Genomic DNA, 25941 nt, shown 5'->3' on the forward strand with positions numbered 1-25941 from the left:
CAACCACCCCCCCCCCCCCCCCCCCCACCACTCAACTGCGGGTGAAGAACTCGACCAGGGACATCGCGATGTGGCGGTTCCCGGTGAGGTCCACGGCGTCACGGATGACGATGCGGGCGCGGACGACGTCGCTGGTGCGGAGCTTGATCGGGTCGGGTTGCGGTTGATCGGTCAGGGCGACCGGGATCGTGCGGGTCTCTCCGTCGGCCCGGGTGAGCTCGACGTCGATGTGCGAGGGCCTGGCCTGCTTGGCGAACCGGTCCGGTTTCGAGGACGGGCCCAGGTGCACCAGCATCTGGACCAGCCGGACCGGGTGGTCGAAGGTGAACTCCGCCCACGCGCCCGGACCGGGTGCGCCCCAGTAGACGTCGGTGCGCACGTCGGTGAGTCCGGTGGCCGGATGACCGGGCACCGCGTCGCTGGCCGTCACCCCTGCCGGGGCGACCGGTGCCGCGTCGGAGGTCTTGTCGAGCACGTCCTGCACCGCCGCCTCGCCCAGCGGGTACAGCAGCACCGCGGCCACGACCAGCAGGATCACCGTCGCCAGGATCACCAGGCGCCGCCACGACTTGTGCCGGTCGTGGTTGCTCAGCCGGCGGGACTGCGCGCGGGGCGCGGGAGCGTCGTCGGGCTGGAGGCGGTGGGCGCAGCGGCGGCAGAACCGCCGCCCCGGCGGGTTCGCCGTGCCGCACGACGGGCACGGCGGCCCGTCCGGCTCGGGTTCCTCGATCTGAGCGGTCGGCTCTGGCCGGGGCGCGACCGGTTCGGCCGGTTGCACCGCCTCCGGCTGCTCGGGTTCGGCGACCGGGATCCGGCGGGTCGGGGCCTCCGACGGCGGGGGAGGAGCCTGCCCGGTGTCGGCCTCCCAGCCCAGGTAGGTGCCGCACGTGCCGCAGAAGTCGTCGTCGCGGGCGACCTGCGCGCCGCACGTCGGACAGGAGCGCATCGCGCTACCCCCTTCGCTCGGGTGGACCGGTGAGCACCTCGACGGTGCAGGTCAGGTGCACCGGCAGGACGGAGTCGACCAGCGCTGCCACCCGCTGCCGATCCACCTCCGACCGGTCCGGCCACACCTGCACCACCACGCCGGTGACCGCGCTGCCGGGAAGCGGGGTGCCCGGTCTGGTCGACGACGCCGCGCCCGGGCCGTCGAGCACCCGCGCTCGCACACCGGCGCACAACCGCAGCAGGTCGATCAGGCCGTGCGCGGTGCCGCGCTGCCGGTGCAGCTCCACGGCCCGCAGCAGCACCGCGCGCCGCAGCTCCAGCGGCCACCGCGGGTCGAGTTCCACGGCGACCCACCCGGCCAGCCACGACGCGAAATCCTCCGGCGTCACACGAGGATCGAAGTAGTGCGCCAGATTGTCCAATGTGGACAGAACAGGTGCCAGGACGGTGTCCAGGCCCGCGGTGAAGCGCTGCGCCAGATCGTCGTCGGCGTACATCGCGGGCAGCATCTCGCCCAGCGGGTGGCGGCTGGGCAGACCGGGGATCGCGCGCCTCATCCCGCGCTCCCGGACACCGGCTGCACCATGACCTGGTGCTGGTGCGAGAACACCAGCGCGTGCTCGGCCAGCTCCACCCGCTCCACCGGGGAACCGCGCTGCCCGGTGATCGGATCGGCCGGGAACAACCGCACCTCGTCGACCAGCTCCGCCCCCTCGACGCGCTGCAGCACCCCGAACACCTCACCCAGCTGCACCGGGCGCCCGAACGGCCAGCCCGCGCCGTCGATCCCGCCGCGCAGCGGGTTGAGGTAGCGGTGCAGCGCGGCAAGGCAGTCGCGTCGCACCCGGTTGAGGTCCTGATCCGCCGAGCGGATCCGCGCCACCACCGTGATGCCCTGGTAGAAGGGCGGTTCCACGACCAGCCGGGTGCCCAGCAGCCTGCGCTCGTCGAGGCGGGCGGCGATCGTGGCCAGCAGCTGCTCGGAGGGCACGAGCTGCTCGAACCGCAGCTGCTCGCCCGAGTCCGGGGTCGCGTCCGGCACCACCAGCACCCGCGCCGAACCCGGCTCCTGCCCGGCGGGCAGGCAGCGGACGCGCGCCGCCGACGGGGCCGCCTGCCGCGCGATCCGCTCGTGGTCGTCGGCGGTCACCGCCCGCTCCTGCACCCGGATCTGGTGCGGCGCGCGGACTTTCGCCTCCTCCACCGTCTCGCCGTCGACACCGCCGGTGGCGGCCTCGCGGTTCTCGACACCGGAGACGTAGGGCACCGAGCTGCGCAGAACCGAGATCGCCCCGCGTGCCACGTTGCCCGCCCGGCCACCGCCGGTGCGGTAGGACGGCACCCGGATGTGCGCGCCCTTCGGCGGCACCGCGCCGAACGACGTCAACGAGCCGTCGGCAGCGCGGACCGCGGGCGGGAACCCGAACTCCCCGGTCGTGGCGTCCAGCGTGACGTGCAGGTCAGCGGGTCCCGACTCGCCGAAGTGCTCCACCACGCGCCAGTCCTGCCAGCCCGCACCGGCCGACACCTGCACCACCACCGGCTCCCCGTCGGTGAGCACCGGAGCCCGGTCCAGCCGGAACCGCTGACCCGGCACGCCCGCCGACACGCCCAGCGGTGCGTCGATGATCGTCTCCGCGTGCTCCACGGGCGTGATGCCGCCGACCGTGAACGCCTCGGCCACCCGCACCGTCGGCGACTCCGAGTAGAACGGCTGATCCTCGGCCGGGGCCACGACCCGGCAGCGCAACCAGCCCGCCTGCACCCCGGCCACCACCGACGTGCTGTGCCCGGCGGGCACGTGCAGCAGCACCTCACCGGGCCGGTTGAGACCGCCGGTGGCGTCGCCGAACACCGCGCACTCGCTCCAGCGCATCCCGTCCCACGACTCCCACACCAGCGGCGGCTGCCGCGGGTCGACGCCGATGCCCTCGACCTGGCTGTCCAGCCGCACCGCCACCACGCAGCGCGGCACCGCCTCGGACAACCCGAACAGCATCGCGTCGCCCACGGCCGGTTCCGGCTGGAAGCAGGGCACGTCCTTGGCCACGTCCAGGTCCTTCGTCCGGTTCGCCTGCTCACCGGACGCCGAGATCGTCACCAGCGACTTCAGCTCGCACGGCACGATCGGCAGCTCCTCGGTCGTGCCGAACACGACCGCGTCGCCCGACTCCGACCGCGCGGTGGCCACCTCCGTGCCGCGCGGCAGCAGCACCGTCTCCGCCTGCGCCGCCGACAACCAGAACGTCACGTCCGCGCGCGCCGCCGCGGGCGGGAACAGCCGCACGCCCAGCAGGTCCAGGAACGCGAGGTGGTTCTTCTCCGGCACCCGGTTGAGCCGGTAGACCAGCTGGTCCACCATCTGCGCGAACGTCTCGATGAGCGTCACGCCCGGATCGGAGACGTTGTGATCGGTCCACTCCGGCGCGCGCTGCTGCACGAAGCGCTTGGCCTCGTCGACCAGCTGCTGGAACCGGCGGTCGTCCAGGTTCGGCGTGGGCAGTGCCATCACTCGGCGTCTCCGTCGCTGCGCGGGATCGTGTAGAAGGGGAAGACGAGGTTGCGGCGATCGTTGGTGGCCCGCACCGCGTAGTGCACGTCGATGTAGAGCACCCCGTCGTCGACGGCGTCGAAGGCGATGACCACGTCGGCGACCTCGATCCGCGGTTCCCACCGACGCAGCGCCACCCGCACCTCGTGGGCGATGCGGCCGGCCGTCGCGCCGTCACCGGGGGCGAAGACGTGGTCGTGGATGCCGCAGCCGAACTCCGGGCGCATCGGGCGCTCACCCGGCGCGGTGCCCAGCACCAGCCGGATCGCCTCCTCGATCTCCCGCTCCCGCTCGACCATGCCGATCCCGCCCGTCGGGCCCACCCGCAGCGGGAAACCCCAACCGCGGCCGATGAACCGATCGCTCACAGCGGACCCCCGATCAGCACGTTCAGCACCCCCATCGCGACCTGGGCCCCGCAGGTGGTCTTGTCACCGACGCAGGCCGCGGGCAGGCCGCCGATGAGCACCACCGAGGTGCCCGGCGGGCTGGGCGTGATCACGTTGCCGCCGCTGATCACGGCGTGCGGCGGGACCGGGCACACGTGCTGACTCCCCACCACCGCAGCGGGTTTCCCGCCGATGAACACGCCGGCGACCGCTCGCGCGTTGACGCGCGGCGGGCCGACGGTGCCGCCGTGGCTGGTGGGGTCGCCGATGCGAGCGGCTGGGGGCATCGCGGAACTCCTCGTCTAGTTGATGCGAACCGTCGGGGCGTGCAGCGCCGCGGTCGCGCCGCCGTCGATGTCCACGCTCGTCCGGCCCTTGATCGACACCGATGTCGTGGCGTCGAGGGAGATCGACCGGCCGGACAGGGTGATGTCCCCGGTGCCCGCGTCCAACTCGATCCCGGTGGGGGACAACGACATCGAGGTCAGCACCCGCCGCCCGCCCGGGGCGCGGACGGTGATGTCGACGGTCTGCGCCTGCTCGTCCATCCTGATGTCGAGCCGCTTGTTCCCGCTGGCCACGTGCACGCCCGGCGACCGGGTCGTGGAGTCGATGAGCTCCAGCCGATGTCCCTTGCGGGACACCAGGGAACGCCGGTTGACCTTGCCGCTGGTGCGGTCGACGAGCGGCCCGTCGTGCTCCGACGGCGAGTCGACCCCGTTGTAGAGCCCGCCGATCACGTAGGGGTGGTCGAGGCTGCCCTGCTCGAAGCCGACCAGCACCTCGTCGTCGACGTCCGGGCTGAACACCCCGCCACCGCCGTTCCCGCCGAGCTGCACCGTGCGGACCCAGTCGGTGACGTAGTCGTCGGACAGCCACGGGAACTTCAGCTTCACCCAGCCGCGCTCGGACTTCCCGGGTTCCTTGATGTCGGTGACGATCCCGGTGGCCACGCCCGGGATGCGCGGACCCCGGTCGGGCGCACCGGCGCCGGCGACCAGCCCGACCAGCGACCGGTCCGGCGAGGCGCTGACCAGCACCGTCGTCCGGTAACCCTGGCCGGGTTCGAGGACGTGGTGCACGGCGGTCGCGGTGTACTTGCCCGCGAAGTCCTCGCCGACGTTGCCCAGCGCCACCGGCACGCCCGCCCGCAGCTTCGGGTTGCCCTCGGCGACGGCCTCGACCTCCCCGAGCCCTGCGCGCATCGACGCCGCCAGGGCCTTGGCGGTCGTCCGCGCCTCGGCCTGCGTGCCGTAGGGCATGTCGGTGACCAGCAGCTCGGGCTTGCCGAACTTCGAGCTCGTCTTCGCCGCCGTCAGGCCCGGTCGCACGACCTCGCTGGTGGCGGAGGTGTCCCGGGCGACGAGGGGCTTCTTGGTGTCGACGTTCCAGCCCCGGACCTCGACGGCGTCGACCTGGTCGGCGGCGGTCAGCACCGCCCGCAGCGCCATCAGGTTGCGCCCGTACTCCAGCACGAACGGGCTCTTGTTCGCCGGGGTCGACGGGGACGGCGCCTTCGATGCGGGGGTGAGCTCGGCGAAGTCGAGGCGGCCGTCGCCGTCGACGCGCACCGCGACGCCGTGCTCCTGGGCGAGGTTCTGCAGGAACTCCCAGTCCGAGACGTTGGCCTGCGACAACTGGGTGTAGGTGATCGGCTTGGCCTTGATCCGACCCGGCTTCAACTTCGCCCCGGTGGCGACCTCGCGCACGATCCGCTCCGCCGTCATGTTCCGGAACGCCTTGACCTTCCGGCCCCGCATCAGCCGGTGCGCCCTGCTCATCGCCCGCACGACCGTGAAAGACCCGGTCCCGTCCGAGTCCAGCTCCAGCGCCGTGACCTCGCCGGCGAAGAGCTCCTCGGCCGCCGCGCTCGCGGTGGTCGTCACCTTCACCGTCAGCTCCGAGCCGATGCCGATCCCGGTGGCGGTCAGCAGCTCGTGGTTCGGGTCCCGGAACACCAGCGTCGCGGCGTCGGGCAACGCGACGTTCTCGTCCACGACGCAGCTGGTCAGCTGCTGCTGCCAGGCAGCGGGCAGCGCCGCCGGGATGCCCACGACGGGATCGGCGGCCACCGACCGGCCGGAGGAGTCGTTGCCCATCAGTCAGGCTCCCTCTCGTCGTCGAGCGCGGGCACCAGCAGTTCCGCGCCCGGTGCCAGGATCATGGGATCGTCGATGTCGTTGGCCTCGGCGATCAGCCGCCACGCGGTCGCGTCGCCGTACTCCTGCCACGCGAGGTGCGCCAAGCTGTCCCCGGCCACCACCCGGTGCGTGCGCCTGGCGTTCTCCGAGCCCGACGTGGGGTTCTGGCCGGGCGTGTCGGCACCGGCCTCCTCGATGCTCAGCGAGCACGTCGCGCGCAGCGGCGTGCCGTCGACGTCGAACAGCGAGTACTCCACGGAGAAGCTCGACAGCACGCCGTCGAACGAGGTCGTCTTGGCGGTGCCCCACTCGAACCGCACCCACGGGCTCGCCGGTTTCTTCGCCGCCAGGCTCTTCGGCGTGGGCACGCAGGCCAGCATCAGGTCCTCGACCTTCTTCTCCACCGAACCGTCGTGCTTGTCGGTGGCGTCGAGGAAGACCTCCAGCGACAGCGAGCGCGGGCCGCTGCCGACGAACTCGGGCGTGGCGGACTCGTCGGCCATCCGCGCGGGTTTGCGGCGCCACTCGGTGCTCTTCGTCAGGCTCAGCCGGTTCGGGTTGAACTGGAACCGGACCTCCTTGAGCCGCGCACCGGCCCCGGCGCCGACCTTCGCGGGCGGCTCCATGATCAGCAACTTGGCGCGGGCCAGGTTCTTGCGTGCCATCGTCCCTCACCCCGCCCGCAGGCCCTCGTGGGCGATCTCCAGCGTCTCCACCGCGGCCTGCGCGGTGGCCGGGTCGAACGACGGCCCCTGCCAGCTGACCGGGACGATGCCGAGCACCTGCCAGCGGGCCAGGGGAGTGCGGTCGGGTTTGAGCGCGACGATCTCGCCGTCCTTGCGGTCGGCCCGCTGGATGATCCGCGAGATCCAGCGGGAGATCTTGGTGGTGTCGGAGGTGACCGGCCTGGTCAGCGTGATGTTCGACCAGGTGATGCGGGTGGGCAGCTGCCAGGTGAACCCGTTGTTGCCGCCCTCGGTGAACTGCTCCACCTCCACCTGGGCGCCCAGGCCGGAGCAGGTGTGGAACGGGCCCAGGTCGTCACCGGCGATCTTCAGCTGGAAGAACACGCTGGACGCGAAGATGTTCTGCGACATCGACGTACTCCTTCCCTCACCTGCGGCGATCGTTCAGGCGTCCGAGGCGCTCCCGGCCGTGCCGGAGCTCGGCCCGCAGCAACCGGCTCACCGGCTCGACGAGCCTGCGCGCGAGCTCCTCGGTGTCCTCCTGCTGGCGGGCGGGTTCCTGCTGCGGGACGGGTTCTGGATCGGTTTTCTTCGCCTCGCGCTGGACGACGGTGACCGGCACTCCGGCCGGGACACCGGGGATCGACGTCGGCGGGGTGGGGGTGCGTTGGGCCGGGGGAGGGCTGGTGCCGGGGGAGCCGGTCGTCGGGGCCGGTCGGGCCGTGGGCGCGACGAGCTCGGTGGTGCCCGTCGGTGGCGTCGTGGGGTGCGGCCGAGTCGTCGGGGCGCGTTGGATCGTCGGACCCGGCGGGTTCCACCGGACCGGCGAAGTCCTTGGGGGAGAGCCTGATTCGGGGGTTCGGGGAGCGGTTTCGAAGCCTCGCCCGGTGCGGACGATCAGCGGCCGCGCGGAGACCACTGGCCGGACCTGAGCCCGGGTCGGTGAGTCGGACTTCGGGGGAATCGGCGAACGAGGTCGCGGCGAGAGGCGCCGCTGGACAGTCAGATCCGGGTCAGAGTCGGTGGAAGTTCCCGAGAGCGAGAGAATATCAACGGTAGGTTCTGTGGCTCCGCTCTGCGAGTCCGCTGATGCGCGTGCTGTCGCCGATGCGTTCACCGGAAGCGGATCGGAAGGCGCACTCGCCTCACCCGAAGGCCCAACACCGCCATCTCCACTCGCAACATCCATCGGAATCCGCTGCACAGAGGGAGAATCCGCGATCAACGATCCGACTGTCCCAGATGCATCCTCATCCGACGGAACGGCACCCCGCGTGGACTCGATCACTCCCACCTCACCCGCAACCCCGCCCGGAACAACCGGCCCGACCTCCGACGCAGCGCCCTCAACGACCCCCACCCGATCCCCGGAGCTCTCCTCGACGCGCTCCACAGGAAGTCCTGAATGAGAGGGATCAGGACCGGACAACGTTCGCCGCTGAACGAACTCACCTCCCGAGGGAGGGAGGTTTTCATGAAAACTGTCCCCACGTCCGTCACCTGGAACGACGAAGTTTTCATGAAAACGTCCCCCACCCCGTCGAGAACGCGACGGGGGAACGTCCCCGGGAGAACGCCCCTGAACTCGGTCGTTGCTCGTGACGGGGAAGTTTTCATGAGTTTGTTCCACGGTTAGGTGGTCTCGTGGGGGAGGGAGGTTTTCATGAAAACTGTCACCTCGTTCGGTGGAGGTGGTGGGGAGGTTTTCATGAAAACTTCCCTCACCCAACGGGGGTGAGGTGGGGGTGGAGTCGGGGAGAGGCCGTGCTGAGCGGGGGAGGTGGGGTAGTGGGGGTCCGATTCCCGGGCGTGGGCGGTTTCCGGGAGGTGGTGAGGAGTGCGGGTCGGGAGTTCTCCGGGTGCGTTGGATCGTCGGTGGGTCGTTGGTCCGTTCCGGAGCGGGTGTCGCGTTGTCGTGGGGTGAGGGGGTTCGGTCGAGGACCGGTGGAGTGGTCACGTCCTCGTGAGCTGCTTTGGGTTCGGGTGCGGAGCGGGTGTTCGACGCGGGTGGCTCGGAACGGGTGTCGGGTTCGGGGTCGGTCGTGGGGACCACGGCCGCGGTGGGTGGCAGGCTCAGGAGAGGTTCGCCGGGGAAGCTGCTCGGCGCGAAGCGGCGTTGGGTTGTGCCGGTCGAAGACTGCTGGGCGGCATTCGCGGGTGGCGGAGCCGTCGCGGCCTCGGGTGGAGGGGTCGGCCGGATCGCGGGCACCGGGCGCGGCGGGAGGGTCCGAGCGCGGCGAGCGATCGTCAGCGGCGGTGATGGTCGGCGCGGTTGAACCAGGGGAACGCTGGGCGAGGTAGTCGGCGAGGAATGGCTTTCCACCGCGCCAATCGACCGCGCAGCGGCCGTTTTCGGCGAACCACCAGCCGGTTTCGTCGGGCCATCAAACGGTTTCGTCGGACCCTCAACGGCGTCCGCCGAACCATCCGGATCTGGCGAGTCGGCGACCGATCCCGACGGCTCGTTGGCTCGAACCTGAGTCGCGACGGGAACCCGACCGGTACGCATGGCCGGATCCGCCTGCCGCTGCACGGTCCGCACCGGCAGCTCAACCCCCGATGACCGCTGCACCGGAAACCCGGCGGTCGGGCGCAACAGCCCGTGCACCAGCCCGGACGGGGCGGCCGGGTCGACGAGATGCCCCATCCCGGTCATCACCCCGTGCTCCCGGTACGACGCGACCGAGTCGCGGAACCCGCTCTCGACCACCCCGATCCCGGAGCGCTGGAGCACCCCGGGGTCGCCGCCGGCGCGCCGCCAACCGCCGTCCCACGCGGGAACCGCAACGGGCGAGGAGCTCCCGGCAGGGCGTCGTCGGCGGAACAGGTCGAGCAGGCCCACCGGCTCATCCCCCCTCGTTCATCCGCGTGTTGATCTGCGCGATCTCGCGCACCCACCGGCGGCGCTCGTGGTGATCGAGATCGAGGATCTCCTCGCGCGTCCAGTGGAAGTGGTAGGCGACGTACGCGACCTCCGCGTGCAGCCGCTCCGGCGCGTACGTCACGATTCCCCCAGGCGACCACCTGCCAGGTCGACCTCGAACGCGGCCGCGCACGACGGGCAGGTGACCCCGGCGCGGGTGTGGCCCTCGCTGTTGATCCGCCGGTAGAAGTCCTGCAGGAACGCCACGTCGGTGGCGTACATGTTCTCCACGACGCCCGCGTGCACGTCGGTGATCTCGCCGAGCCTCGTGATGACCTGCGCCAGCAGCACGACGCTGAGGTAGGCAGGGTTCTCCTTGACCCGCACGTCGACCTGCGGCCGAAGCTCGTCCTTGGCGGTGGCCAGCCGCATCCGGCCGTGCCGGTGCACCGTCCCGTCGCCGTGCACGTAACCCCGGGGCAGCTCGAACTCGAACTCCTCGTGCCCGGTCGACGTCTCCGGTGCTTCGGGAGCGCGGTTGCCCGCGACCTCGTCGAGGTCGCTAAGCGAGGTGATGCGTCGTCTCATTCGACTTCGATCCGCTCGAACACGATGGTGACCTGCTCGGTGGCCGGGTTGGACTCGCCCGCGCTGAACGACGGGCCCTCCCACTTGCTGACCCAGCAGTCGTAGAGCTGCATGCGGCGGACCGATTCGCCCATCGAGTCCTGGATCTCGATGGTGAGGTTCTCCCGCGCGCCCTCCACGTCGCCGTCGAGCAGCGTCTTCTTAATCCAGGCGGTGAACTCGGTGCTCTTGTCGAGGCCGCGGGTGATGGTGACCTCGCCGCCCTTCTGCCCGCCGGGCTGCTTCTTGTTGATGCGCTCGCCGGTGGGGGTCACCTGCTGGGTCTCGATCACGTCCTGCTCGACGGTGAGACCGGAGACTTCCTTGACCGATTCCACCGTGACGCTGCCGAGTTCCACGCCGAACCGGTGCGTGGAGAGGGTGTCGCCCTGTGCCATGTCGTCTCCCTTACTCGCTGACCAGGCTGGTGCTGTCGGAGAACTGCGAGAGCCGGAAGACCACGAACTCGGCGGGTTTCACGGGTGCCACCCCGATCTCGCACACCACCTGGCCGAGGTCGATGGATTCCTGCGGGTTGTTCTCCCGGTCGCACTTGATGAAGAACGCCTCGTCGGCGGTGCGCCCGAACAGCGCCCCGTCGCGCCACGACTGGTGCAGGAACGCGCCGATGTTGCGGCGGATGCTCGACCACAACCGGTCGTCGTTGGGCTCGAACACCACCCACTGGGTGCCGACCAGGATCGACTCCTCCAGGTAGTTGAACAGCCGCCGCACGTTGAGGTAGCGCCACGCCGGGTCGGAGGACAGCGTCCGCGCTCCCCAGATCCGGATGCCGCGCCCGGCGAAGGAGCGCACGCAGTTCACGCCGACCGGGTTGAGCAGGTCCTGCTCGCCCTTGCTCAGGTTCGTCTCCAGGTCCACGGCCCCGCGGATGACCTCGTTGGCGGGCGCCTTGTGCACGCCGCGCTCGGTGTCGCTGCGCGCCCACACCCCGGCGACGTGACCGCTCGGCGGCACCATCGTGTTGCGCCCGCTGGACGGGTCGAACACCTTGATCCACGGGTAGTACAGCGTCGCGTACTTCGAGTCGTAGCCGGCCTCGTCCATCCGCCACGCCCGCACCTGCTGCGCGTTGAGCCCCGGCGGTGGGTCGAGCAGCGCGACCCGGTCGCCCATCTGCTCGCAGTGCGAGATCGCCGCCAGCTGCACGGTTTTCACGCCCTCGGCGTCGATCAACCCGCGCTGGTGCGCGCTCATCAGGTCGGGGACGCACACCATCGTGATCTCGTCGATGGTCTCCAGCCCGCCGAACCCGGTCCGCGCGGTGAGGTCGCCGACGTACTCCTGCGCGTCCACGGCGGCCGGTGCGGGTGCGCTGGGTGGCGCGGCGACCGGCACCGTCTGGTTTTCGGGCCTGGTCAGCGACCCGGAGGTGGCCTCGGTGATCTCGATGAGCCGCGAACGCTCGCGCACCTGCGTGACCACGTAGCTCTTGACGTTCTTCTTGGCGGACACGTCGAAGGTCTCGGAGACCTTCCCGTCCTGGCTGACCACCAGCCGGAACCGGTCCTCCGGCGGGTTCTCGCCCTCGGCGTCGGCGACCTCCACGGTGAGACCCGCCCCGGCCCCGGGCAGCGCCGACACCCGCAGGCCCCCGAGCTCCACGGGCTTCGCCGCGGCGGGCGAGGCGGGCGCGGACGGCCCGCCGATCCGCACGACGTAGGCGGAACCACCCCCGTTGGCGAAGTACCCGTACACCGAGTGCGCGAGGTAGCCGTCGCCGAAACCCCCGAAGGTCCGGGTGAACTGGCTCCAGTTCGTCACCAGCGTCGGTTCGTGCACCGGTCCCTGCGACGCGAACCCGACGAAGGCGGCCACAGCGGTCCCGACCCCCTCGATGGGCCTGGACCCGTTCTGGACCTCCTCGACGTAGACGCCAGGAGACAGGTACGACGGCATGTTCGCTCCTTCAGCTCAAGGCACGGCCACACCCGACCCTCGCGCCCCGCCACCCCCGCGAACATGTCCACCAGCCCCCCAACGAGGGCAACACCACTGCCTCCCCGAACACACCACCGTGCCTTTCAGCTCCGGTCGAGCGGGCCGGGGGCGCGTTGGTGGGCCGACTGCGACTCAAGGTGTTCTCTGGTAGAAAGCGCACGTTCTCAACGTGGGGAGGTAGCCATGCCGGAAGGTCGTCCGCCGTACCCGCCGTTCACCGAGGAGACGGCGGTGCAGAAGGTCCAGGCCGCGGAGGACGCGTGGAACACCCGAGACCCGCAGCGGGTGGCCTTGGCCTACACGCCGGACTCGACGTGGCGGAACCGGGACGCGTTCCTCACCGGCCGCGAGGAGATCATCGCGTTCCTGACGCGGAAGTGGGAGCGCGAACTGGACTACGCGCTGCGCAAGAGCCTCTGGAGCTTCCACGAGAACCGGATCGCCGTCCGCTTCCAGTACGAGTGCCACGACCGGGATGGCCAGTGGTGGCGCAGCTACGGCAACGAGCTGTGGGAGTTCGACGAGCACGGCCTCATGCGACGCCGCGAAGCGAGCATCAACGACGTCCCCATCACCGAGGCCGACCGCCGCATCCACGGCCCCCGACCCACCGAAGAGCACGGCCTCGACATCCCGCTCCAGTAGTTCCCGGCAGAACGTGCTCCCAGGTCGGGGATCTGCGTGACTCGGCGGTCAGTTCCGGCTGACCTTGATCAGGCGATATTCTCCAGGGTGGTTGGTTTTGAAGATGGCGCCGACTTGCCCCTCGGCATTGGCGCCGAGTCGGGTCGAGCCGTAGTTGCCGATCGGCAGTACCTCGACGGTCACGGTCAATCGCTGGTACCCGTCCACGCCTGCGTTGGCTTCGTTGATCGCTGTGATCCGCTTTTCGAGCGTGTCCGCGTACGAAGCTGTGGGCTCGCTGTCGGTGAGTACGTAGGCGTGGCTGTCGGTTCCCAGCACCTTCTCCAAACAGCTGGCGAGATCGTTCGGTTCGGCTTGGAAAACCCACGGGCCAGGGTGGGGGACCAGGACGTCGGTGTGCGGTACGCGCGTTCCGAACTCGGTGATCGACGCTTGCCGGAGGACACTGGCGTTCGCGGGAACACCCCGCTTTTCAAGCCGGTTGCGCAGGGGCTTCTCCATCATCGATGGGTCGTAGGCGGAGAACCCTTGCTTTCGCCAGTCTTGGACGTTGGCCAAGAAATCGCCCTCGTTGGGATGTGGGCCGCTGATCGCCCCGACCACGGTGTTCCGCGATTGCTCCAACGCTTCCTCGATGGTGAAGACGTCGTCCGCCGACGTGGCCAAGGCCTGCAACCGCTCGATTCGGTCGGAGGGGAGATCTCGGACCTGCGGCAGGCTCGGGACCTGCTCCGGTGGCATCGGTTCGAGCAGATCCTCACCGTTGTCGTCCCGTTGCATGATCATGCGTTGGACGTGCTGGTCGCCGCTCGTGCGGTCGGCGGAGGCCGTGCGATCCGGACGTATCGGAGAGTCCGCCGACAACGCCTTGGACGCGTTCTCCTCGGCTTCGCGCTCGAACCGGTCCCCGGGGTCGCTGATCCGCAGGCCGGCACCGTTGTCGGTTCCGTCCACAGCTCCTCGGCGTTGTTGGATGACGTGCGTCAGCTCGTGGGCGAGCGTGTGCGCGTCAGCCCCGCTGGGGCCGATCACCACGTGGTTGCCGGAGGTGTACGCGCGGGCTCCGATCTCGGTGGCCGACCGTTGCGCCGATGGGTCGGTGTGCAGTCGGACATCGGAGAAATCCGCGCCGAGCCTGGTTTCCATGTCGGCTCGAGTCGAGGCCTCCAGCGGCTTGCCCGGTTGACGAAGCACGTCGTGCACCGCTGATCGTTGGATGGGCTTTTGGTCATTGAGCATTCGGGCAACGGCGGCATTGCCGATCGTGCGTTGCAGCGCCACCAGTCCGGCCGGCGAGGTCGTGTTGGCGCTGACGCTCACCGATGTCACCGTCGTGCGCGACGGGATGCGTCCCGTGGCCGTCTCGTTTGATTTCTCATGTGAGAACACGATTGTCTCCCTTCTGGGAATTGGCGCTCATGTCCGGAACTCGGAGTCCAAGATCAGGCGGCCCAGTTTTCCGTATTCCTGGCGAATTGCCGTGATCAGCTCTTCTCCACCGACTGGCTTTCCCGCCTCCGCTGCCAGGTAGGCGGCTGTGATGGTGCAGGAGCGGATTGAGCCGCCGGAGAGTTCGAAGGTCGCGCAGAAGTCGAGGTCGAGGTCTTCGGCTCGCGGGAGGTCCCGGCCGAGGCAGCGGTCCCAGAGGGCTCGGCGTTGTTCGTGGTCGGGCATGGGGAAGTCGGCGATCACGTCGAGGCGGCGGGTGAAGGCTTCGTCGAGGTTGGCGCGGAGGTTGGTGGTGAGGATGGCGATGCCGTCGAAGGTTTCCATGCGTTGGAGCAGGTAGGCGGATTCGACGTTGGCGTAGCGGTCGTGGGCGTCCTGGACGGCGGAGCGCTTGCCGAAGAGGGCGTCGGCCTCGTCGAAGAGGAGGACTCCGTTGACGCCGGCGGCTTCGGTGAAGATGCGTTCGAGGTTCTTCTCCGTCTCGCCCACGTACTTGTCGACCACTGTGGACAGATCCACCACGTAGAGGTCCATCCCGAGGTCGGTCGCCACGACCTCCGCCGACATCGTCTTGCCCGTGCCCGACTCTCCCGCGAACAGGGCGAGGACGCCGCGGCCTCGGCTGCCGCCGGGGCGCATCCGCCAGTCGCCGAGGACCCGGTCGCGGTGCCGGGCGCGCATCGCGAGTTCGGTGAGCTGGCGCTGCGTCGGCTCGGGCAGCACCAGGTCGTCCCAGGTCACGGTCGGGGTGATGTGCCGGGCGAGCCGGTCCAGGCCCGCGCCGTTCTGGACTCGGGCGCCCGCGCGCAGGTCGTCGGTGCCGACCGGGCGGGAGTCGAACGCGGCGAGCTGCACCGCCACCGATGCGGCGCGGCCGATCGCTTCGGTGTCGAGCTGGTAGCCGCCGACGGCCTCGGCCAGCGTGTCCTCGGCAACTTCGGCCGAGACGGCCGCCAGGGCTCGCCGCCACTCCTGCGCGCGCTCCTCGGAGTTCGGCGGCGCGACGCGGATCGACACCGGGGCCCGCTGGGACCAGGCCGGGTCCCAGCTCCCGCCTCCGTGCAGCAGCAGCGGGACGTGCTCCGAGGTGCGCACGAGATCCCGCAGCAGGCGAGCGCGTTCCGGGCCGAGCTTCTCCAGCGGTCCCAGCACGATCCCGGCCCGGCTCAGCGCCGCTTCCCGGACGAGCACCGGAACGGAATCCGGGGAGAGGTCGACGACGTCGATGACGAGCGCTGCCCTGCCGCTGACCGAAAGGGCATCCAGCGCGACTCGCGCGGCCCCCTCCGCACCGTGCAGGTGCACCAGCCGCACCCCGGAGTCCAGGGCCGCGCCGATCCGCTTGGCGAGCTCGCCCGGTGGGCCGCCCTGCACCAGGCGTCCGATGTCGGGTTCGTCGTGGCCGAGCAGGTGCGCCACCACGCGGTCGGGCACCCGCAGCGTGCGCGACAACGCCGGGCGCTCGGGCTCCAGCACCTCCAGCAGCCCGCCCCTCACCAGCGGAGCGCGGGAGGTGAACCGGAACCGGCCGTCTCCCGCCGACGGCATCCCGCAGAGCTCCAGCGCGAGCCCGGTCGTCGCCCGGCGGCGAGTCACGTCGTCGTTGAGGTAGCCGTAGAGCGGTTCGAAGCGGACGTCGACGTCCGGTGCCAGCGCCACCAGCAGGAGCTCCACGTCGAGCTCGGTGAGCCCGAAGCCCTCGCTCAACCCCTGCAACCTCGGACCGGGATCGGCCGAGGCCAGGCCGTCGCCGGACCAGGAGGTCGCGGGCGTCGCCAGGATGCGCTCGACCTGCTCCGGGGTCAGGTAGAGACCGCGGTGCGGGTCGTCCGGCTGCGGATCGGTGGCTCGCCGGGCGTCCACCGCCGTGCGGACCCGCTGCTCGACCCGGCCCAAGCGCGCCCACAGGTGGTGCAGGTCGGCGGCCGTCACGAGACCGGTCCTCGGCGTCGACGTTTCGGTTCCGGGCGCGGGCGGGCCGGGGCGAACGCCTCGCCCTCGGCGGTGGACCCGTCGTAGCGCAGGCGCCGGGCCTCGTCGTCGGAGCGCAGCACCACGCCCTCGGTGACCGGCGGACCGGCCGGGATCAGGTCCCCGGACAGCGGAGCCGTGACCCGCAGGTTGATCGACGGCTTGAGCTGCCCGCCCAGCGCCGACCACACATCGGCCGCCGAACGCCCCTCCGCCATCGACCCGCCGGCCTCGAAGGCCACCGTCAACCCGAGCTCGGCCAGCGTGCCGGTCAGCCAACGCTGCGCCAGGGAGTCGTGGCGGACGAGGCAGCGCAGCACCTCCGCGAGCAGCCGGTGCTCGTCCTGCGGGCGGTTCGTCCACACCGTCACCAGGTAGGCGAGGTGGAACCAGTGCGGGGGCTCCTGCCAGCCCGTCACCGCGCCCGCCTCGTCGCGCCGCTCGAACCGCCCGCCCTGCCGCAGTCCCGGCTCCTCCCGGATGTCGTAGAGGAACACGCTGATCGTCGGCGCGTTGCGCTTGGCCGCCCAGTCCGTGGTCGGGGCCTCGAAACCCAGCTCCACGCCCGACCCCGGCAGGTCGTGCTCGGCCAGCAGCAGCCGCAGCGCCTCGTCGACCTCGTGGATCACCGCCGGCCCACCATCCCGGGCGGCGCGATCGCCGGATCGACCACCAGGAATCGCGCGGTCACCGGGCTGAACCCGGCACCCGAGGCGGTGATGGTGCGCGGACCGGTCTCGTCCTTCGGCAGGATCAGCAGCTGCGCCGCGAACCGCCCGTCCGGGCCCGGCAGGGTCGGTGCCGCCGAGGCCGTGATCCCCGGCGACCACTCCAGACGCACCGGCGTGCCGGGCGGGAAGTCGAACCCGCGCACCGAGGTCACGAAACCGGGTTCACCGACCTCCGGCACCGAGACGATCCGGGGCTGCAGCACGCGGTAAGGCCTGGTCGCGCGATTGTCGCCGGGATCGGAGTCCGACCCGCCGGTGCGCACCGCAGCCCCGATCTCGGCCTCCAGGGCCGCGTTGGGCGCCAGCACCACCCGCCGCTCGACGACTCCACCGGGCTCCAGATCGGGCAGTGGGCACCGGGTTCCGGAGCAGTCCGGCGGTGCGCTCCGCACGGGGACACCCGGAGGCAGCGCCATGTCCAGCTCCAGCCCGGTCGCCCGCGCCTCGCCGGTGTTGCGGACCGCGAAGACCACCTCGGTTCCACCGCCCACATAGGACGGATCGGGTGCGCTCGTCAGTCCGACAGCCGGGTTGGCCTGCAGCGGTGGAGGTTCCGGGCGCACCGGCACCACCGTGCGGGAGGTGTTGTCGCCGGGCCGGCTGTCGCGCACCGAGCCCGTCGCGGTCCAGGTCAGCGGGTGATCGCCGGGGTCGTCGCCGACCAGCTCGGCCGTGACGCGCACCGACCGCCCGGGTTCCAGCACGCCGAGGGAACACCGCGCGCCCTCGCACGATCCCTGCTCGGTGCGCAGTCGTGTCAGCTTCACGCCCGACGGCACGTCCAGCGTCGCCGTCGTGCCCGGCGAGGTCGCCGGGCCGTTGTTGCGCACCACGCCCGTGACCGTCACCGACTTGTCCACCTGGATCTGCTCCGCCGACTCCGGCGCGGTCATCGACAGGTCCACCGTCGCCCGCCAGCTCGGCTCCTTCTGCCGTCCCGGCAGCCGGTCGCTGAGCGAGGTCACCTCGCGCGTGGCGGGATCGAGGATCGACAGGTGCTCCGGCGCGTTGTTGTCGCTGCTCAGCCGCCGGGACAGGACGAGCCGCTCGCCGTCCGGCGACCAGGTCGCGTCGCGCGGCTGGTAGGTCCCGGAACCCTCCGGCTGGTCGGGTATATCCACGCAGCTGGCCTGGTTCCGGGGCAGCAGCACCTCGCACCGGTTGCCGTCCAGGTAGATCCGGTACAGCCCGGCGCGCTCGCGGTTGAACACGATGCTGCGCCCGTCCGGCGCGAACACCGGGCTGTCGTCCACCACCTCGCACCGGCAGATCGTCTCGCTGAGGTCCTGCTGGCCGCCCAGATCACCGGCGCGGGCGATCCAGATGTGGTTGCGCCGCTGCTCGTCCGGCACGTCGGAGACCCGGCCGCGGCTGAACGAGAACCGCGTGCCGTCCGGCGACCACGCGGGCTGGGTGTCGTCCAGCGACGGATCCGGGTTGCCCAGCCGCTTGGTCACCTCGCCGGAGTCGACGTCCACGACGACGATGCGGCTGCGGCCGCGCTCGTCGGCCGGGGTGAGCGCGCCCGGCGACCTGCGGGCCACCGCGAGCGACTCGCCGTCCGGCGACCACGCGACGTCGGACTCCCAGTCGTCGGCCTGCCGGTCGGCGATGGGCAGCCGCCTGGGGTTGGAGCCGTCGGCGTCGACCAGCCAGATCCGCTGGACGCGTTGCCCGCCGACGTCCTCGAACCGGCTGATCGCGATCCGGCTGCCGTCGGGGGAGTAGGCCTGCCGCTCCGTCCACGGGTCGAAGCCCTCGGTCGGCGTGAACAGCAGGCTGGAGTCCTGGAACGCGTTCGGGTCCTCGGTCATCACGTCCACGCCCAGATCGCGCGGATCGACCCCGTCGGAGCGGATGTCCTGCAACCGCACCACGTTCCGCGACGACCCGGTCGTGCGCGCCACCACCAGGCGCCCGATCCCGCCGCCGGTGAACCAGGTCGGCGAGTCGACCAGGCGGTCCTCCGAGAGCAGGCGCTGAGCGGTCGCCGACACCGGCGCTCCCGTGGCGTCGACCCGGAACACCTGATCGCCGACGCTGTTCGGCTGCGGCTCGGCGGCCGGGTAGGTGGGGCTGAGGAACAGCAGCCGCCTGCCGTCCGGGAGCCACCGCGGTTGGCGGGTCTGCCAGCCCGGGTCGTCGGCGAACAGCGGCTGCTCGGAACCGGATTCGAGGACGCGCACCTGGTGCGCGGCGTTGTCGTCCGGGGAGTCGGCGTCGTAGTGGGTGTAGGCGATGCGGTTCGCGTCGACCGGGTTCCACGACGGTTCCCCGGCCGAGCCCGAGGGTTCGTCGGTCAACCGGCGCAGCGCACCGCCGGAGGCGGGCTGGTCGTAGATCTGCCAGCGGCCGCCCGCGTCGCAGGCGAAGGCGATCCGCGTCCCGTCCGGCGAGAACGTCGGGTGCGTCTCGTTGTTCGCGGTGTCGGCGATCCGGTGCGCACCGCTGCCGTCGGTGCGCGCCAGCCAGAGGTCGCGCTCGCCGTCCGACCCGGCCGAATCGAACGCCACCCACCGCAGATCCGGGGACAGCTCGGGGTTGGCCGCGTCCATCCCCCGGGTCAGCCGCCGGACGGTGCCGTCGGTGTCCCGCAGGTAGACCTGCGGGGTCCTCTCGTCGCGGAGGCTGGTGAACACCAGCAGCCCGTCGCGGGACGAGACGTCCTGGTCGAAGTGCTGCCTCGGCTCGTCGAACAGCGGCGACGTCGGCACCTGGTCGGACAGCCCCGGCGCGGCGATGCCCAAGCTGCGGTGCGCGGTCCCGGCGTAGGAGATGCGGCTCGCCTCCACCTCAGCCCCCTCAGCCGGGGCCGCCGGTGCCGGGGCGGTCGGGGCGCCGATCAGCCCGCACAGCAGCAGAATCACACCGAGCAGGACGATCCCCCAGCGGGTCCTCCCACGTCGGAAACCGGGCACGTTGCCGACCACGATCACCCTCCGCCCGCTCGACGCCTCCCCGCAGCTTCACCGGTTCCCGCCCCGGTGCCCAGGAACCGCGAGGCACCGCGGCGGGAAGAGCGGAGGCACTTTCGGGCAAGCGAGCTAGATCAAGCCCTGCCGCATCGCGAAGCCGACGGCGTGGGCGCGGTTGCGCAGCTGCAGACGGGTGGTGACCTCCTGCAGGATGTTCTTCACGGTCCGCTCGGAGTAGGACATCTTGGTCGCGATCTCCCGGGTGTCGAACCCGTCGGAGATCAGGCGCAGCACCTCGCCCTCGCGAGCCGACAACGTCGACAGCGTCGCGCCGGACGCGCTCGGAACCCCGCGCTGCAACCGGCCCACGTGATCCAGCAGCCTGCCGAGCATGTCCCCGGGCAGCACCCCCTCGCCGCGGATCAGCGCGGTCACCAGCCCCACCAGCCGGTCGGCGTCGGCGTCGCGGCGGCGCAGGACCGCCGCCACCCCGCACTCGATGCTGGTCTGCAGCGCGTCCTGGCCGAACTCGCCGATGATGAGCCCGGTTCTGACCGTCGACGTGCGCTGCAACCTGCGCAGCAGCTGCTCGGATTCCTCGTCCAACCGGTCGACCACGACCAGCGCCACCTCCGCGCGGTCCTCCTCGCCGGGTCTGAGCACCTCCACCTCGGGGCGCGGGCGCAGCTGGTGGCTGACACCGCTCTCCAGGATGGGGTCGGCCGCGCATATCGCGACCGGAACTCTCGTCATCGGCTCTCCTCCCTAAGAACCTGCCCCCGTTCCAGTGTTACGCCAATTCCGAGCGCCGCGGGACGGCCATTCGGGGAAGGAAACTGTGGAATGGGCCATGACAGGCCGGTTTTCCGCTCATGCGAGCGATGTTCCGGACGTTTTCGGCATATTCCACGAGCAGCGTCGGGCAGAACTCGATGCCCGTCGGGGGCACTCCCGCTGCCTCCGCGCTGCCCTCGCCGCTCTGACTCGCGCGGCCGCGCGGCGCCTAGTTTCTCCTCCCGTGACGACTCAAGCCGAATTCGACGGCGAGCGGGTGGAAGTCGCGCCCGGCGGTGAGGCAACAGCGATTTTCACCGTGCGCAACAACACCGACATCGTCGAGGCGTACGAGTTCGAAGTCGTCGGCGAATGCGCGGACTGGACCGCGGTGATCCCCGAACGCCTCCCGGTCTACCCGGGCGAGCAGGGCACCGTCACGCTCGTCCTGCGCCCGCCGCAGTCCTCCGAGGTGCCGGCCGGGGAGGTCCCGCTGGCCGTGCGGGTCGTGCCGGTCGAGCAGCCCGACCTGGTGGCCGTGCCGGAGACGACCGTCGTCATCGCCCCGTTCCACCGGTTCCGCGGCGCGCTCACCCCGCAGCGGCGGCGCGCGTGGCGCAGCGGCCGGTTCGTGGTGTCGGTGCACGACCAGGGCAACACCCCCATCGCGGTTCCGCTCGCGGCCACCGATCCGGCCGAGGAGCTGGCGTTCTCCTTCGACTCCGAGCGGCTCGCGCTGAACCCCGGCGACCGCACCGAGGTCCGCCTTCGGGTGCGCGCCGGAGGGCTCATCTGGTTCGGGAAACCCGCGTCGAAACCCTTCCACGTCACCGCGTCCGGCAGCACCGAGGAAGCGGAGGCGGAGGAGCTCGACGGCGAGCTCGTCCAGCTCCCGCTGCTGCCGCGATGGCTGCTGGCCCTGCTCGGGCTGCTGCTGGCGCTGCTGCTGCTCTGGTACGCGCTGGTGCTGCCCGAGCTGACGAGCGCCGCGCAGGAGGCCGCGCGGCGCCAGACCGAGCAGATGGTGGCCGACGGCGAGCTCGCCCCGCCGCAGCCACCGGCCGAGGAACCGCCACCCGGCGAACCCGGTGGTGGCGAACCGCCTCCGCCCGCGAACCCGGCGGCCACCGGTCAGCAGCACTCGGCCACCATCGAGGTCAACACCCGGCCCGGCGGCGCGGGGGCGCGCTCCTACGCGGTTCCGGAGGGCCAGGACTTCTACGTCACGGACCTGGTGCTGGCCAACTACCAGGGCGACGAGGGGCTGCTCACCATCGAGTTCGACGGCCGGACGATCACCACCATCGCGCTGGAGACCTTCCGCAACCAGGACTACCACTGGGTGACGCCGATCAAGGTCCCGAGCGAGGCCGCGATCGAGGCGACGGTGCGCTGCGCCCGCCCGGGCACCCCGCCCTACGGCCCGACGGAGGCCCGCTGCGTCCAGCAGCTCAACGTCAGCGGCACCGTGGCCCCCGCTCCGCGCTGAAGCGTGTTCATGTTCATGGCACGAGAGGGTGAACCATCCCTGTGAAGTCCCCGAACGGGTGATCTCCGGTGGCTGAGCGCGACTGGTCTGGTTAGAACGTTGCGCAGCCGATCTTGTCACTCGAGGAGACCCAGGAGGGTTTCGTGCCGAAGTCAAGACACCGCGCTCCCACCGCCTGCCTGCGCCAGTGGATCGTCTGGGCGGTAGCGGCCCTGGTGGCCGCCGCCGCGTTCGCCGTCGTCGCCCCGATCGGCGGGGCGATGCCCGTCGCCTGGACCTTCGTGCTGCTCCTGCTGTGCTTCGCGACCGGGTCGATGGCCGGTTCGATGCTGCTGTCCCGGCCGTTGCGCCAGGACGGGCACCTGGTCTTCTCGGCGGTCCGCGAACCCGAGGCCATCGAGCAGGCGCCCGCGGCGGAACGCCCCAAATCCCTGCCCGCTTCGCAGTCCCCGCCCGCACCCGAGCGGCCCAGCGCCGCGCCGCGCACCGACGAGACCCCGGCGTTCACCTCGTCCGACGACCTGGAGGTGACGGTCCTGGTCTCCGGGAACGACGGCTCGGACCAGTCCGGCGGCGAGCTCGCCGGAGTCGGCTTCGCCGACCTCGGTGCCGCCTACGTCGTGGAGCCCGCCATCCCGACCCAGCAGGTCAGGGAGTCCGAAACCGTTGCGGAAGAACAGGATTCGGGACCGTACCCGGGCTCTGTGAAGGCCAAGCCCAACGGCCGGTCCCCGCGCGGCGACTACCGCGTCAAGGGCAACACCCGCTCCAAGCGGTACCACACGATGCAGTCCCCCTACTACGAGCGCACCAAGGCCGGCGTCTGGTTCCGCTCCGCCGCCGACGCCGAAGCCGCAGGCTTCTCGGCTTGGAACGCCCGCACCAAGAACCCCCTCTGATCAGGAACGACGTCCTCCGGTTTCGTCCCGTTCGGGGCGTTGACACGGTTCGTCGGGTCGGCTGATCCTCGTAGGCGTCGCTGACGAGGAGGCCGGGGATGGTGCTGACCGGGGCAGGTGCGGAGCCGCTGCGGGACCACCCCGTCCTGCGCAGTCGGGACCTCGACGAGGTGCAGGAGCTGGGGGAGCGGCTGTTCGCCCCGCACCGGCTGGAGCTGTCCGGCCGGGCCGGTGCGCTGGACGCGCTGGTCAACGCCGTCGGAATCCAGGACGTGACCATCGGTTACGTCCGCTACGGGCCGCCGGTGCGGATCACCGTCGCCGACATGAGCGACACGTACCAGATCAACATCCCGGTCACCGGCGCGATGAAGATCAGCGACGGTCGCGACACCATCATCGCCGGCCCGCGACGCCCGGCGGTGATGGTGCCCGGGGCCCGCTACGTCGGGCAGTGGACGCTCGGGTGCACGCAGCTGGCCGTCAACATCACCCGCGCCGCCCTCGACGACGAGCTCGCGCGGCTGCTGGGGCGTCCGATCACCGGGCCGATCCGCTTCGACCTCGGCATGGATCTCGCGGAATCGGCGGTGCAGAGCTGGTTCTCGGCCGTGCGACTGGCCGTCGCGGAGATCGACCGCTCGCGCAGCGTCCTGCTGGACCCGCGCACCGCAGGCCACCTGGAGCGCATCCTGATCACCGGGCTGCTGCTGGGCGCGCGCCACGACCACTCCGCCGCGCTGGCCGAACCGCATCCGCACCCGGGGCCGAGCACCGTGCGGCGGGCAGTGGAGATCATCGAGGCTCGGGCCGGTGAGCCGCTGTCGGTCACCGACGTCGCCGAGGCTGTCGGGGTGAGCGTGCGCTCGCTGCAGGAAGGGTTCCGCGCGCACGTCGGGGTTTCGCCGATGGCCTACCTCCGCGACGTGCGGCTCGTCGGCGCCCACCGCTGCCTGAGCCAGGCCTCACCGGAGACGACCACGGTCACCGACGTCGCCTGCCGCTGGGGGTTCACCCACCTGGGCCGGTTCGCGGCCGCCTACCAGCGCAAGTACGGCGTCGCCCCGTCCCGGACGCTGCGCGCGGACGGTTCTGCGCGAAACCGGTGATCGCCCGCGTTAATCGGATAGTTGAACCCGCGATGACCTCGTAGCGTCGAGAACCGCACGTTCAGGACAGAACAGTGACTTTCCACGAGGAGGTGGGAGGTTGTGCGCCCGTCCGACAACGACTTCGACGCCGTCGTCATCGGGGCCGGTTTCTCCGGCCTGTACATGCTCCACCGGCTGCGCGACACCCTGGGGCTCACCGCGAGGGTCTTCGAGGCGGCCGATGACGTCGGCGGAACCTGGTACTGGAACCGCTATCCCGGCGCCCGCTGCGACTCCGAGAGCTACTTCTACAGCTTCTCCGACCGGCTTTCCGAAGAACTGCTGGAGGAGTGGACCTGGACCGAGCGATTCGCCGGGCAACCCGAGATCCTCGGCTACCTCCAGCACGTCGCCGAGCGGTTCGACCTCTACCGCGACATCCGGTTCGGCACCCGCGTCGTGGCCGCCGAGTACGACGAGACCTCCGGCCGCTGGTCGGTGCGCACCGACGCCGGTGAGCGCGCGACGGCCACCTACCTCATCACCGCCGTCGGATGCCTGTCGACGACGAACCTGCCCGAGTTCCCCGGGCGGGACTCCTTCCGCGGCGACTGGTACCACACCGGGCTGTGGCCGCACGAGGGCGTGGACTTCACCGGCAAGAGGGTGGCGGTCATCGGCACCGGCGCGACCGGCGTGCAGGCCATCCCGGAGATCGCGCAGGAGGCCGAGCACGTCTACGTCCTGCAGCGCACGCCGAACTACGACATCGCGGGCGGGAACCGGCCGATGACCGAGGAGGACGGCCGCGCGATCAAGGACAACTACCGGGAGATCTGGCAGACCACGCGCGAAACCGGTTTCGGCTTCCCGTACCGCACGCCGGAGCGCACGGCTCTGTCGGTGTCCGACGACGAACGGCGGCAGATCTACGAAGAAGCGTGGCAGCGAGGCGGTTTCCGGCTCGGCACCACGTTCAACGACCTGCTGGTGGACGAGGACGCCAACGAGACCGCCGCCGAGTTCCTGCGCGCGCGCATCCGCGAACGCGTGCGCGACCCGGAGGTGGCCGAACTGCTCAGCCCCCGCGATCACCCGTTCTTCACCAAGCGGCCACCGCTGGAGAACGGCTACTACGACACCTTCAACCGGGACAACGTGACCCTGGTGAACGTGCGCGACGCGCCGATCCAGGAGATCACCGAGCGCGGCGTGCGCACCGCCGACGGGGAGTACGAGGTCGACACCCTGGTCTACGCCACCGGTTTCGACGCGATGACCGGCACCCTGTTCAAGATCGGCATCCGCGGTCGCGACGGCCTCGACCTGCGGGAGAAGTGGGCGAAGGGACCCACCAGCTACCTCGGCGTCACGACCTCGGGGTTCCCGAACCTGTTCATGATCACCGGTCCGCAGAGCCCGTCGGTGCTGACGAACATGCCGGTGGCCATCGAGCAGCACGTGGACTGGATCACCGACTGCCTGCGGCACCTGCGCGAGCGGGGAGCGGACCTGATCGAGCCCCTGCCGGAGGCCGAGCGGGACTGGGTCGACCACCACGACGAGGTCACCGCGACGACGTTGCTGCCGCGGGCGAACTCGTGGTGGGTCGGGGCCAACATCCCCGGCAAACCGCGCAGCCTCTACCCGTACGTGGGCGGGCTCGACGTCTACCGCGTCATCTGCGACCGGGTCGCCGCGCGCGGCTACGACGGGTTCACCACCGGCTCGGCGGGCCGCACGACCGGCGGCGGGTTCGCCGGGGTCGCCCGCGCCACCTTCGACGAACTGGCCGCCGAGGCCTCCTGAG

Annotated in this window: 27 protein-coding genes, 1 tRNA gene and 1 pseudogene; 9 read left to right on the forward strand and 20 right to left on the reverse strand. The window is 71.0% G+C overall.

The features are described 5' to 3' along the window. Nucleotides 1-31: 31 nt before the first annotated feature. The 13 genes from QFW96_RS25215 to QFW96_RS25275 all read right to left on the reverse strand — a co-directional run bounded on the left by QFW96_RS25215 (nucleotide 32) and on the right by QFW96_RS25275 (nucleotide 12125). Nucleotides 32-946: a zinc ribbon domain-containing protein gene (locus QFW96_RS25215; protein ID WP_281458210.1), complete on the reverse strand. Its 915-nt coding sequence runs from the start codon at nucleotides 944-946 to the stop codon at nucleotides 32-34. A gap of 4 nt (nucleotides 947-950) precedes the next feature. After that, the gene (locus QFW96_RS25220) at nucleotides 951-1505 is read right to left on the reverse strand and encodes a phage tail protein (protein WP_281458211.1); all 555 of its coding nucleotides are present in this window, start codon (nucleotides 1503-1505) and stop codon (nucleotides 951-953) included. After that, nucleotides 1502-3457, reverse strand: coding sequence for a putative baseplate assembly protein (locus QFW96_RS25225; protein WP_281458212.1), 1956 nt, complete (start codon nucleotides 3455-3457; stop codon nucleotides 1502-1504). The genes QFW96_RS25220 and QFW96_RS25225 overlap by 4 nt, the downstream gene beginning before the upstream one ends. After that, entirely contained in the window at nucleotides 3457-3867 is a 411-nt protein-coding gene (locus tag QFW96_RS25230; RefSeq protein WP_281458213.1) for a GPW/gp25 family protein, read from the reverse strand. The genes QFW96_RS25225 and QFW96_RS25230 overlap by 1 nt, the downstream gene beginning before the upstream one ends. Beyond that, nucleotides 3864-4175, reverse strand: a complete 312-nt coding sequence (locus QFW96_RS25235; RefSeq protein WP_281458214.1) for a PAAR domain-containing protein — start codon at nucleotides 4173-4175, stop codon at nucleotides 3864-3866. The genes QFW96_RS25230 and QFW96_RS25235 overlap by 4 nt, the downstream gene beginning before the upstream one ends. A gap of 15 nt (nucleotides 4176-4190) precedes the next feature. After that, nucleotides 4191-5987, reverse strand: coding sequence for a VgrG-related protein (locus QFW96_RS25240; RefSeq protein WP_281458215.1), 1797 nt, complete (start codon nucleotides 5985-5987; stop codon nucleotides 4191-4193). After that, nucleotides 5987-6694: a CIS tube protein gene (locus QFW96_RS25245; protein WP_281458216.1), complete on the reverse strand. Its 708-nt coding sequence runs from the start codon at nucleotides 6692-6694 to the stop codon at nucleotides 5987-5989. The genes QFW96_RS25240 and QFW96_RS25245 overlap by 1 nt, the downstream gene beginning before the upstream one ends. Nucleotides 6695-6700: 6 nt before the next feature. Continuing rightward, nucleotides 6701-7126 carry a phage tail protein gene (locus QFW96_RS25250; protein ID WP_281458217.1) on the reverse strand — a complete coding sequence of 142 codons (426 nt, stop codon included), beginning with the start codon at nucleotides 7124-7126 and terminating at the stop codon, nucleotides 6701-6703. Between the two features lie 16 nt (nucleotides 7127-7142). After that, the gene (locus QFW96_RS25255; protein WP_281458218.1) at nucleotides 7143-7337 is read right to left on the reverse strand and encodes a hypothetical protein; all 195 of its coding nucleotides are present in this window, start codon (nucleotides 7335-7337) and stop codon (nucleotides 7143-7145) included. Nucleotides 7338-9561: 2224 nt separating this feature from the next. Beyond that, nucleotides 9562-9720 (reverse strand): DUF6760 family protein, encoded by a 159-nt coding sequence (locus QFW96_RS25260; RefSeq protein WP_281458219.1) that lies wholly within the window; start codon nucleotides 9718-9720, stop codon nucleotides 9562-9564. Beyond that, nucleotides 9717-10166 (reverse strand): hypothetical protein, encoded by a 450-nt coding sequence (locus QFW96_RS25265; RefSeq protein ID WP_281458220.1) that lies wholly within the window; start codon nucleotides 10164-10166, stop codon nucleotides 9717-9719. The genes QFW96_RS25260 and QFW96_RS25265 overlap by 4 nt, the downstream gene beginning before the upstream one ends. Further along, entirely contained in the window at nucleotides 10163-10603 is a 441-nt protein-coding gene (locus QFW96_RS25270) for a phage tail protein (protein ID WP_281458221.1), read from the reverse strand. Before QFW96_RS25270 ends, QFW96_RS25265 begins: the two co-directional genes overlap by 4 nt. Nucleotides 10604-10613: 10 nt before the next feature. Beyond that, nucleotides 10614-12125, reverse strand: a complete 1512-nt coding sequence (locus QFW96_RS25275; protein ID WP_281458222.1) for a phage tail sheath family protein — start codon at nucleotides 12123-12125, stop codon at nucleotides 10614-10616. Between the two features lie 225 nt (nucleotides 12126-12350). Between QFW96_RS25275 and QFW96_RS25280 the strand changes: the two genes are divergently transcribed. Continuing rightward, on the forward strand, nucleotides 12351-12812 hold the full coding sequence (locus QFW96_RS25280; RefSeq protein WP_281458223.1) for a nuclear transport factor 2 family protein: 462 nt from the start codon (nucleotides 12351-12353) through the stop codon (nucleotides 12810-12812). A 48-nt stretch (nucleotides 12813-12860) separates the two neighbouring features. Here the strand turns inward: QFW96_RS25280 and QFW96_RS25285 are convergent, their stop codons facing one another. The 6 genes and pseudogenes from QFW96_RS25285 to QFW96_RS30250 all read right to left on the reverse strand — a co-directional run. After that, nucleotides 12861-14201 carry an eCIS core domain-containing protein gene (locus QFW96_RS25285; protein ID WP_281458224.1) on the reverse strand — a complete coding sequence of 447 codons (1341 nt, stop codon included), beginning with the start codon at nucleotides 14199-14201 and terminating at the stop codon, nucleotides 12861-12863. 27 nt (nucleotides 14202-14228) lie between these two features. Then, a complete protein-coding gene (locus tag QFW96_RS25290) occupies nucleotides 14229-16193 on the reverse strand; it encodes an ATP-binding protein (RefSeq protein ID WP_281458225.1) in 1965 nt (654 codons plus the stop codon). Next, nucleotides 16190-16861, reverse strand: a complete 672-nt coding sequence (locus QFW96_RS25295; RefSeq protein WP_281458226.1) for a Pvc16 family protein — start codon at nucleotides 16859-16861, stop codon at nucleotides 16190-16192. The genes QFW96_RS25290 and QFW96_RS25295 overlap by 4 nt, the downstream gene beginning before the upstream one ends. Beyond that, nucleotides 16858-17106, reverse strand: coding sequence for a hypothetical protein (locus QFW96_RS25300; RefSeq protein WP_281458227.1), 249 nt, complete (start codon nucleotides 17104-17106; stop codon nucleotides 16858-16860). Before QFW96_RS25300 ends, QFW96_RS25295 begins: the two co-directional genes overlap by 4 nt. Continuing rightward, nucleotides 17077-17142 (reverse strand) — tRNA-OTHER (locus QFW96_RS25305). The genes QFW96_RS25300 and QFW96_RS25305 overlap by 30 nt, the downstream gene beginning before the upstream one ends. 453 nt (nucleotides 17143-17595) lie before the next feature. Then, nucleotides 17596-17811: pseudogene (locus tag QFW96_RS30250) on the reverse strand (hypothetical protein); the annotation flags it as partial. On the opposite strand from QFW96_RS30250, the gene QFW96_RS25310 reads away from it, so the two are divergent. The 4 genes from QFW96_RS25310 to QFW96_RS25325 all read left to right on the forward strand — a co-directional run bounded on the left by QFW96_RS25310 (nucleotide 17708) and on the right by QFW96_RS25325 (nucleotide 19735). Next, the gene (locus QFW96_RS25310; RefSeq protein WP_281458228.1) at nucleotides 17708-18049 is read left to right on the forward strand and encodes a hypothetical protein; all 342 of its coding nucleotides are present in this window, start codon (nucleotides 17708-17710) and stop codon (nucleotides 18047-18049) included. The pseudogene QFW96_RS30250 and the gene QFW96_RS25310 sit on opposite strands and share 104 nt — an antisense overlap. Before the next feature lie 126 nt (nucleotides 18050-18175). Beyond that, nucleotides 18176-18691 (forward strand): hypothetical protein, encoded by a 516-nt coding sequence (locus QFW96_RS25315; protein WP_281458229.1) that lies wholly within the window; start codon nucleotides 18176-18178, stop codon nucleotides 18689-18691. Nucleotides 18692-18730: 39 nt separating this feature from the next. Then, entirely contained in the window at nucleotides 18731-18946 is a 216-nt protein-coding gene (locus tag QFW96_RS25320) for a hypothetical protein (protein WP_281458230.1), read from the forward strand. A gap of 648 nt (nucleotides 18947-19594) precedes the next feature. Next, nucleotides 19595-19735, forward strand: a complete 141-nt coding sequence (locus QFW96_RS25325; RefSeq protein WP_281458231.1) for a hypothetical protein — start codon at nucleotides 19595-19597, stop codon at nucleotides 19733-19735. Between the two features lie 272 nt (nucleotides 19736-20007). Here QFW96_RS25325 and QFW96_RS25330 read toward each other — a convergent pair whose 3' ends face one another. Further along, complete coding sequence (locus QFW96_RS25330) at nucleotides 20008-20631, reverse strand: helix-turn-helix transcriptional regulator (RefSeq protein WP_281458232.1); 624 nt, start codon at nucleotides 20629-20631, stop codon at nucleotides 20008-20010. Nucleotides 20632-20896: 265 nt separating this feature from the next. Here QFW96_RS25330 and QFW96_RS25335 point away from each other — a divergent pair, with 265 nt between their 5' ends. The 4 genes from QFW96_RS25335 (at nucleotide 20897) to QFW96_RS25350 (ending at nucleotide 25940) form a co-directional block, all read left to right on the forward strand. Beyond that, nucleotides 20897-22141 carry a COG1470 family protein gene (locus tag QFW96_RS25335; RefSeq protein ID WP_281458233.1) on the forward strand — a complete coding sequence of 415 codons (1245 nt, stop codon included), beginning with the start codon at nucleotides 20897-20899 and terminating at the stop codon, nucleotides 22139-22141. A 143-nt stretch (nucleotides 22142-22284) separates the two neighbouring features. Continuing rightward, the gene (locus tag QFW96_RS25340) at nucleotides 22285-23040 is read left to right on the forward strand and encodes a sunset domain-containing protein (protein ID WP_281458234.1); all 756 of its coding nucleotides are present in this window, start codon (nucleotides 22285-22287) and stop codon (nucleotides 23038-23040) included. A gap of 98 nt (nucleotides 23041-23138) precedes the next feature. Then, on the forward strand, nucleotides 23139-24149 hold the full coding sequence (locus tag QFW96_RS25345; RefSeq protein ID WP_281458235.1) for an AraC family transcriptional regulator: 1011 nt from the start codon (nucleotides 23139-23141) through the stop codon (nucleotides 24147-24149). A 102-nt stretch (nucleotides 24150-24251) separates the two neighbouring features. Continuing rightward, on the forward strand, nucleotides 24252-25940 hold the full coding sequence (locus QFW96_RS25350) for a flavin-containing monooxygenase (protein ID WP_281458236.1): 1689 nt from the start codon (nucleotides 24252-24254) through the stop codon (nucleotides 25938-25940). The last annotated feature ends 1 nt before the right edge of the window (nucleotide 25941 follow it).

Origin of the sequence: Saccharopolyspora ipomoeae (genome assembly GCF_029952525.1) — a bacterium.
GTDB classification, from domain to species: Bacteria; Actinomycetota; Actinomycetes; order Mycobacteriales; family Pseudonocardiaceae; genus Saccharopolyspora; species Saccharopolyspora ipomoeae.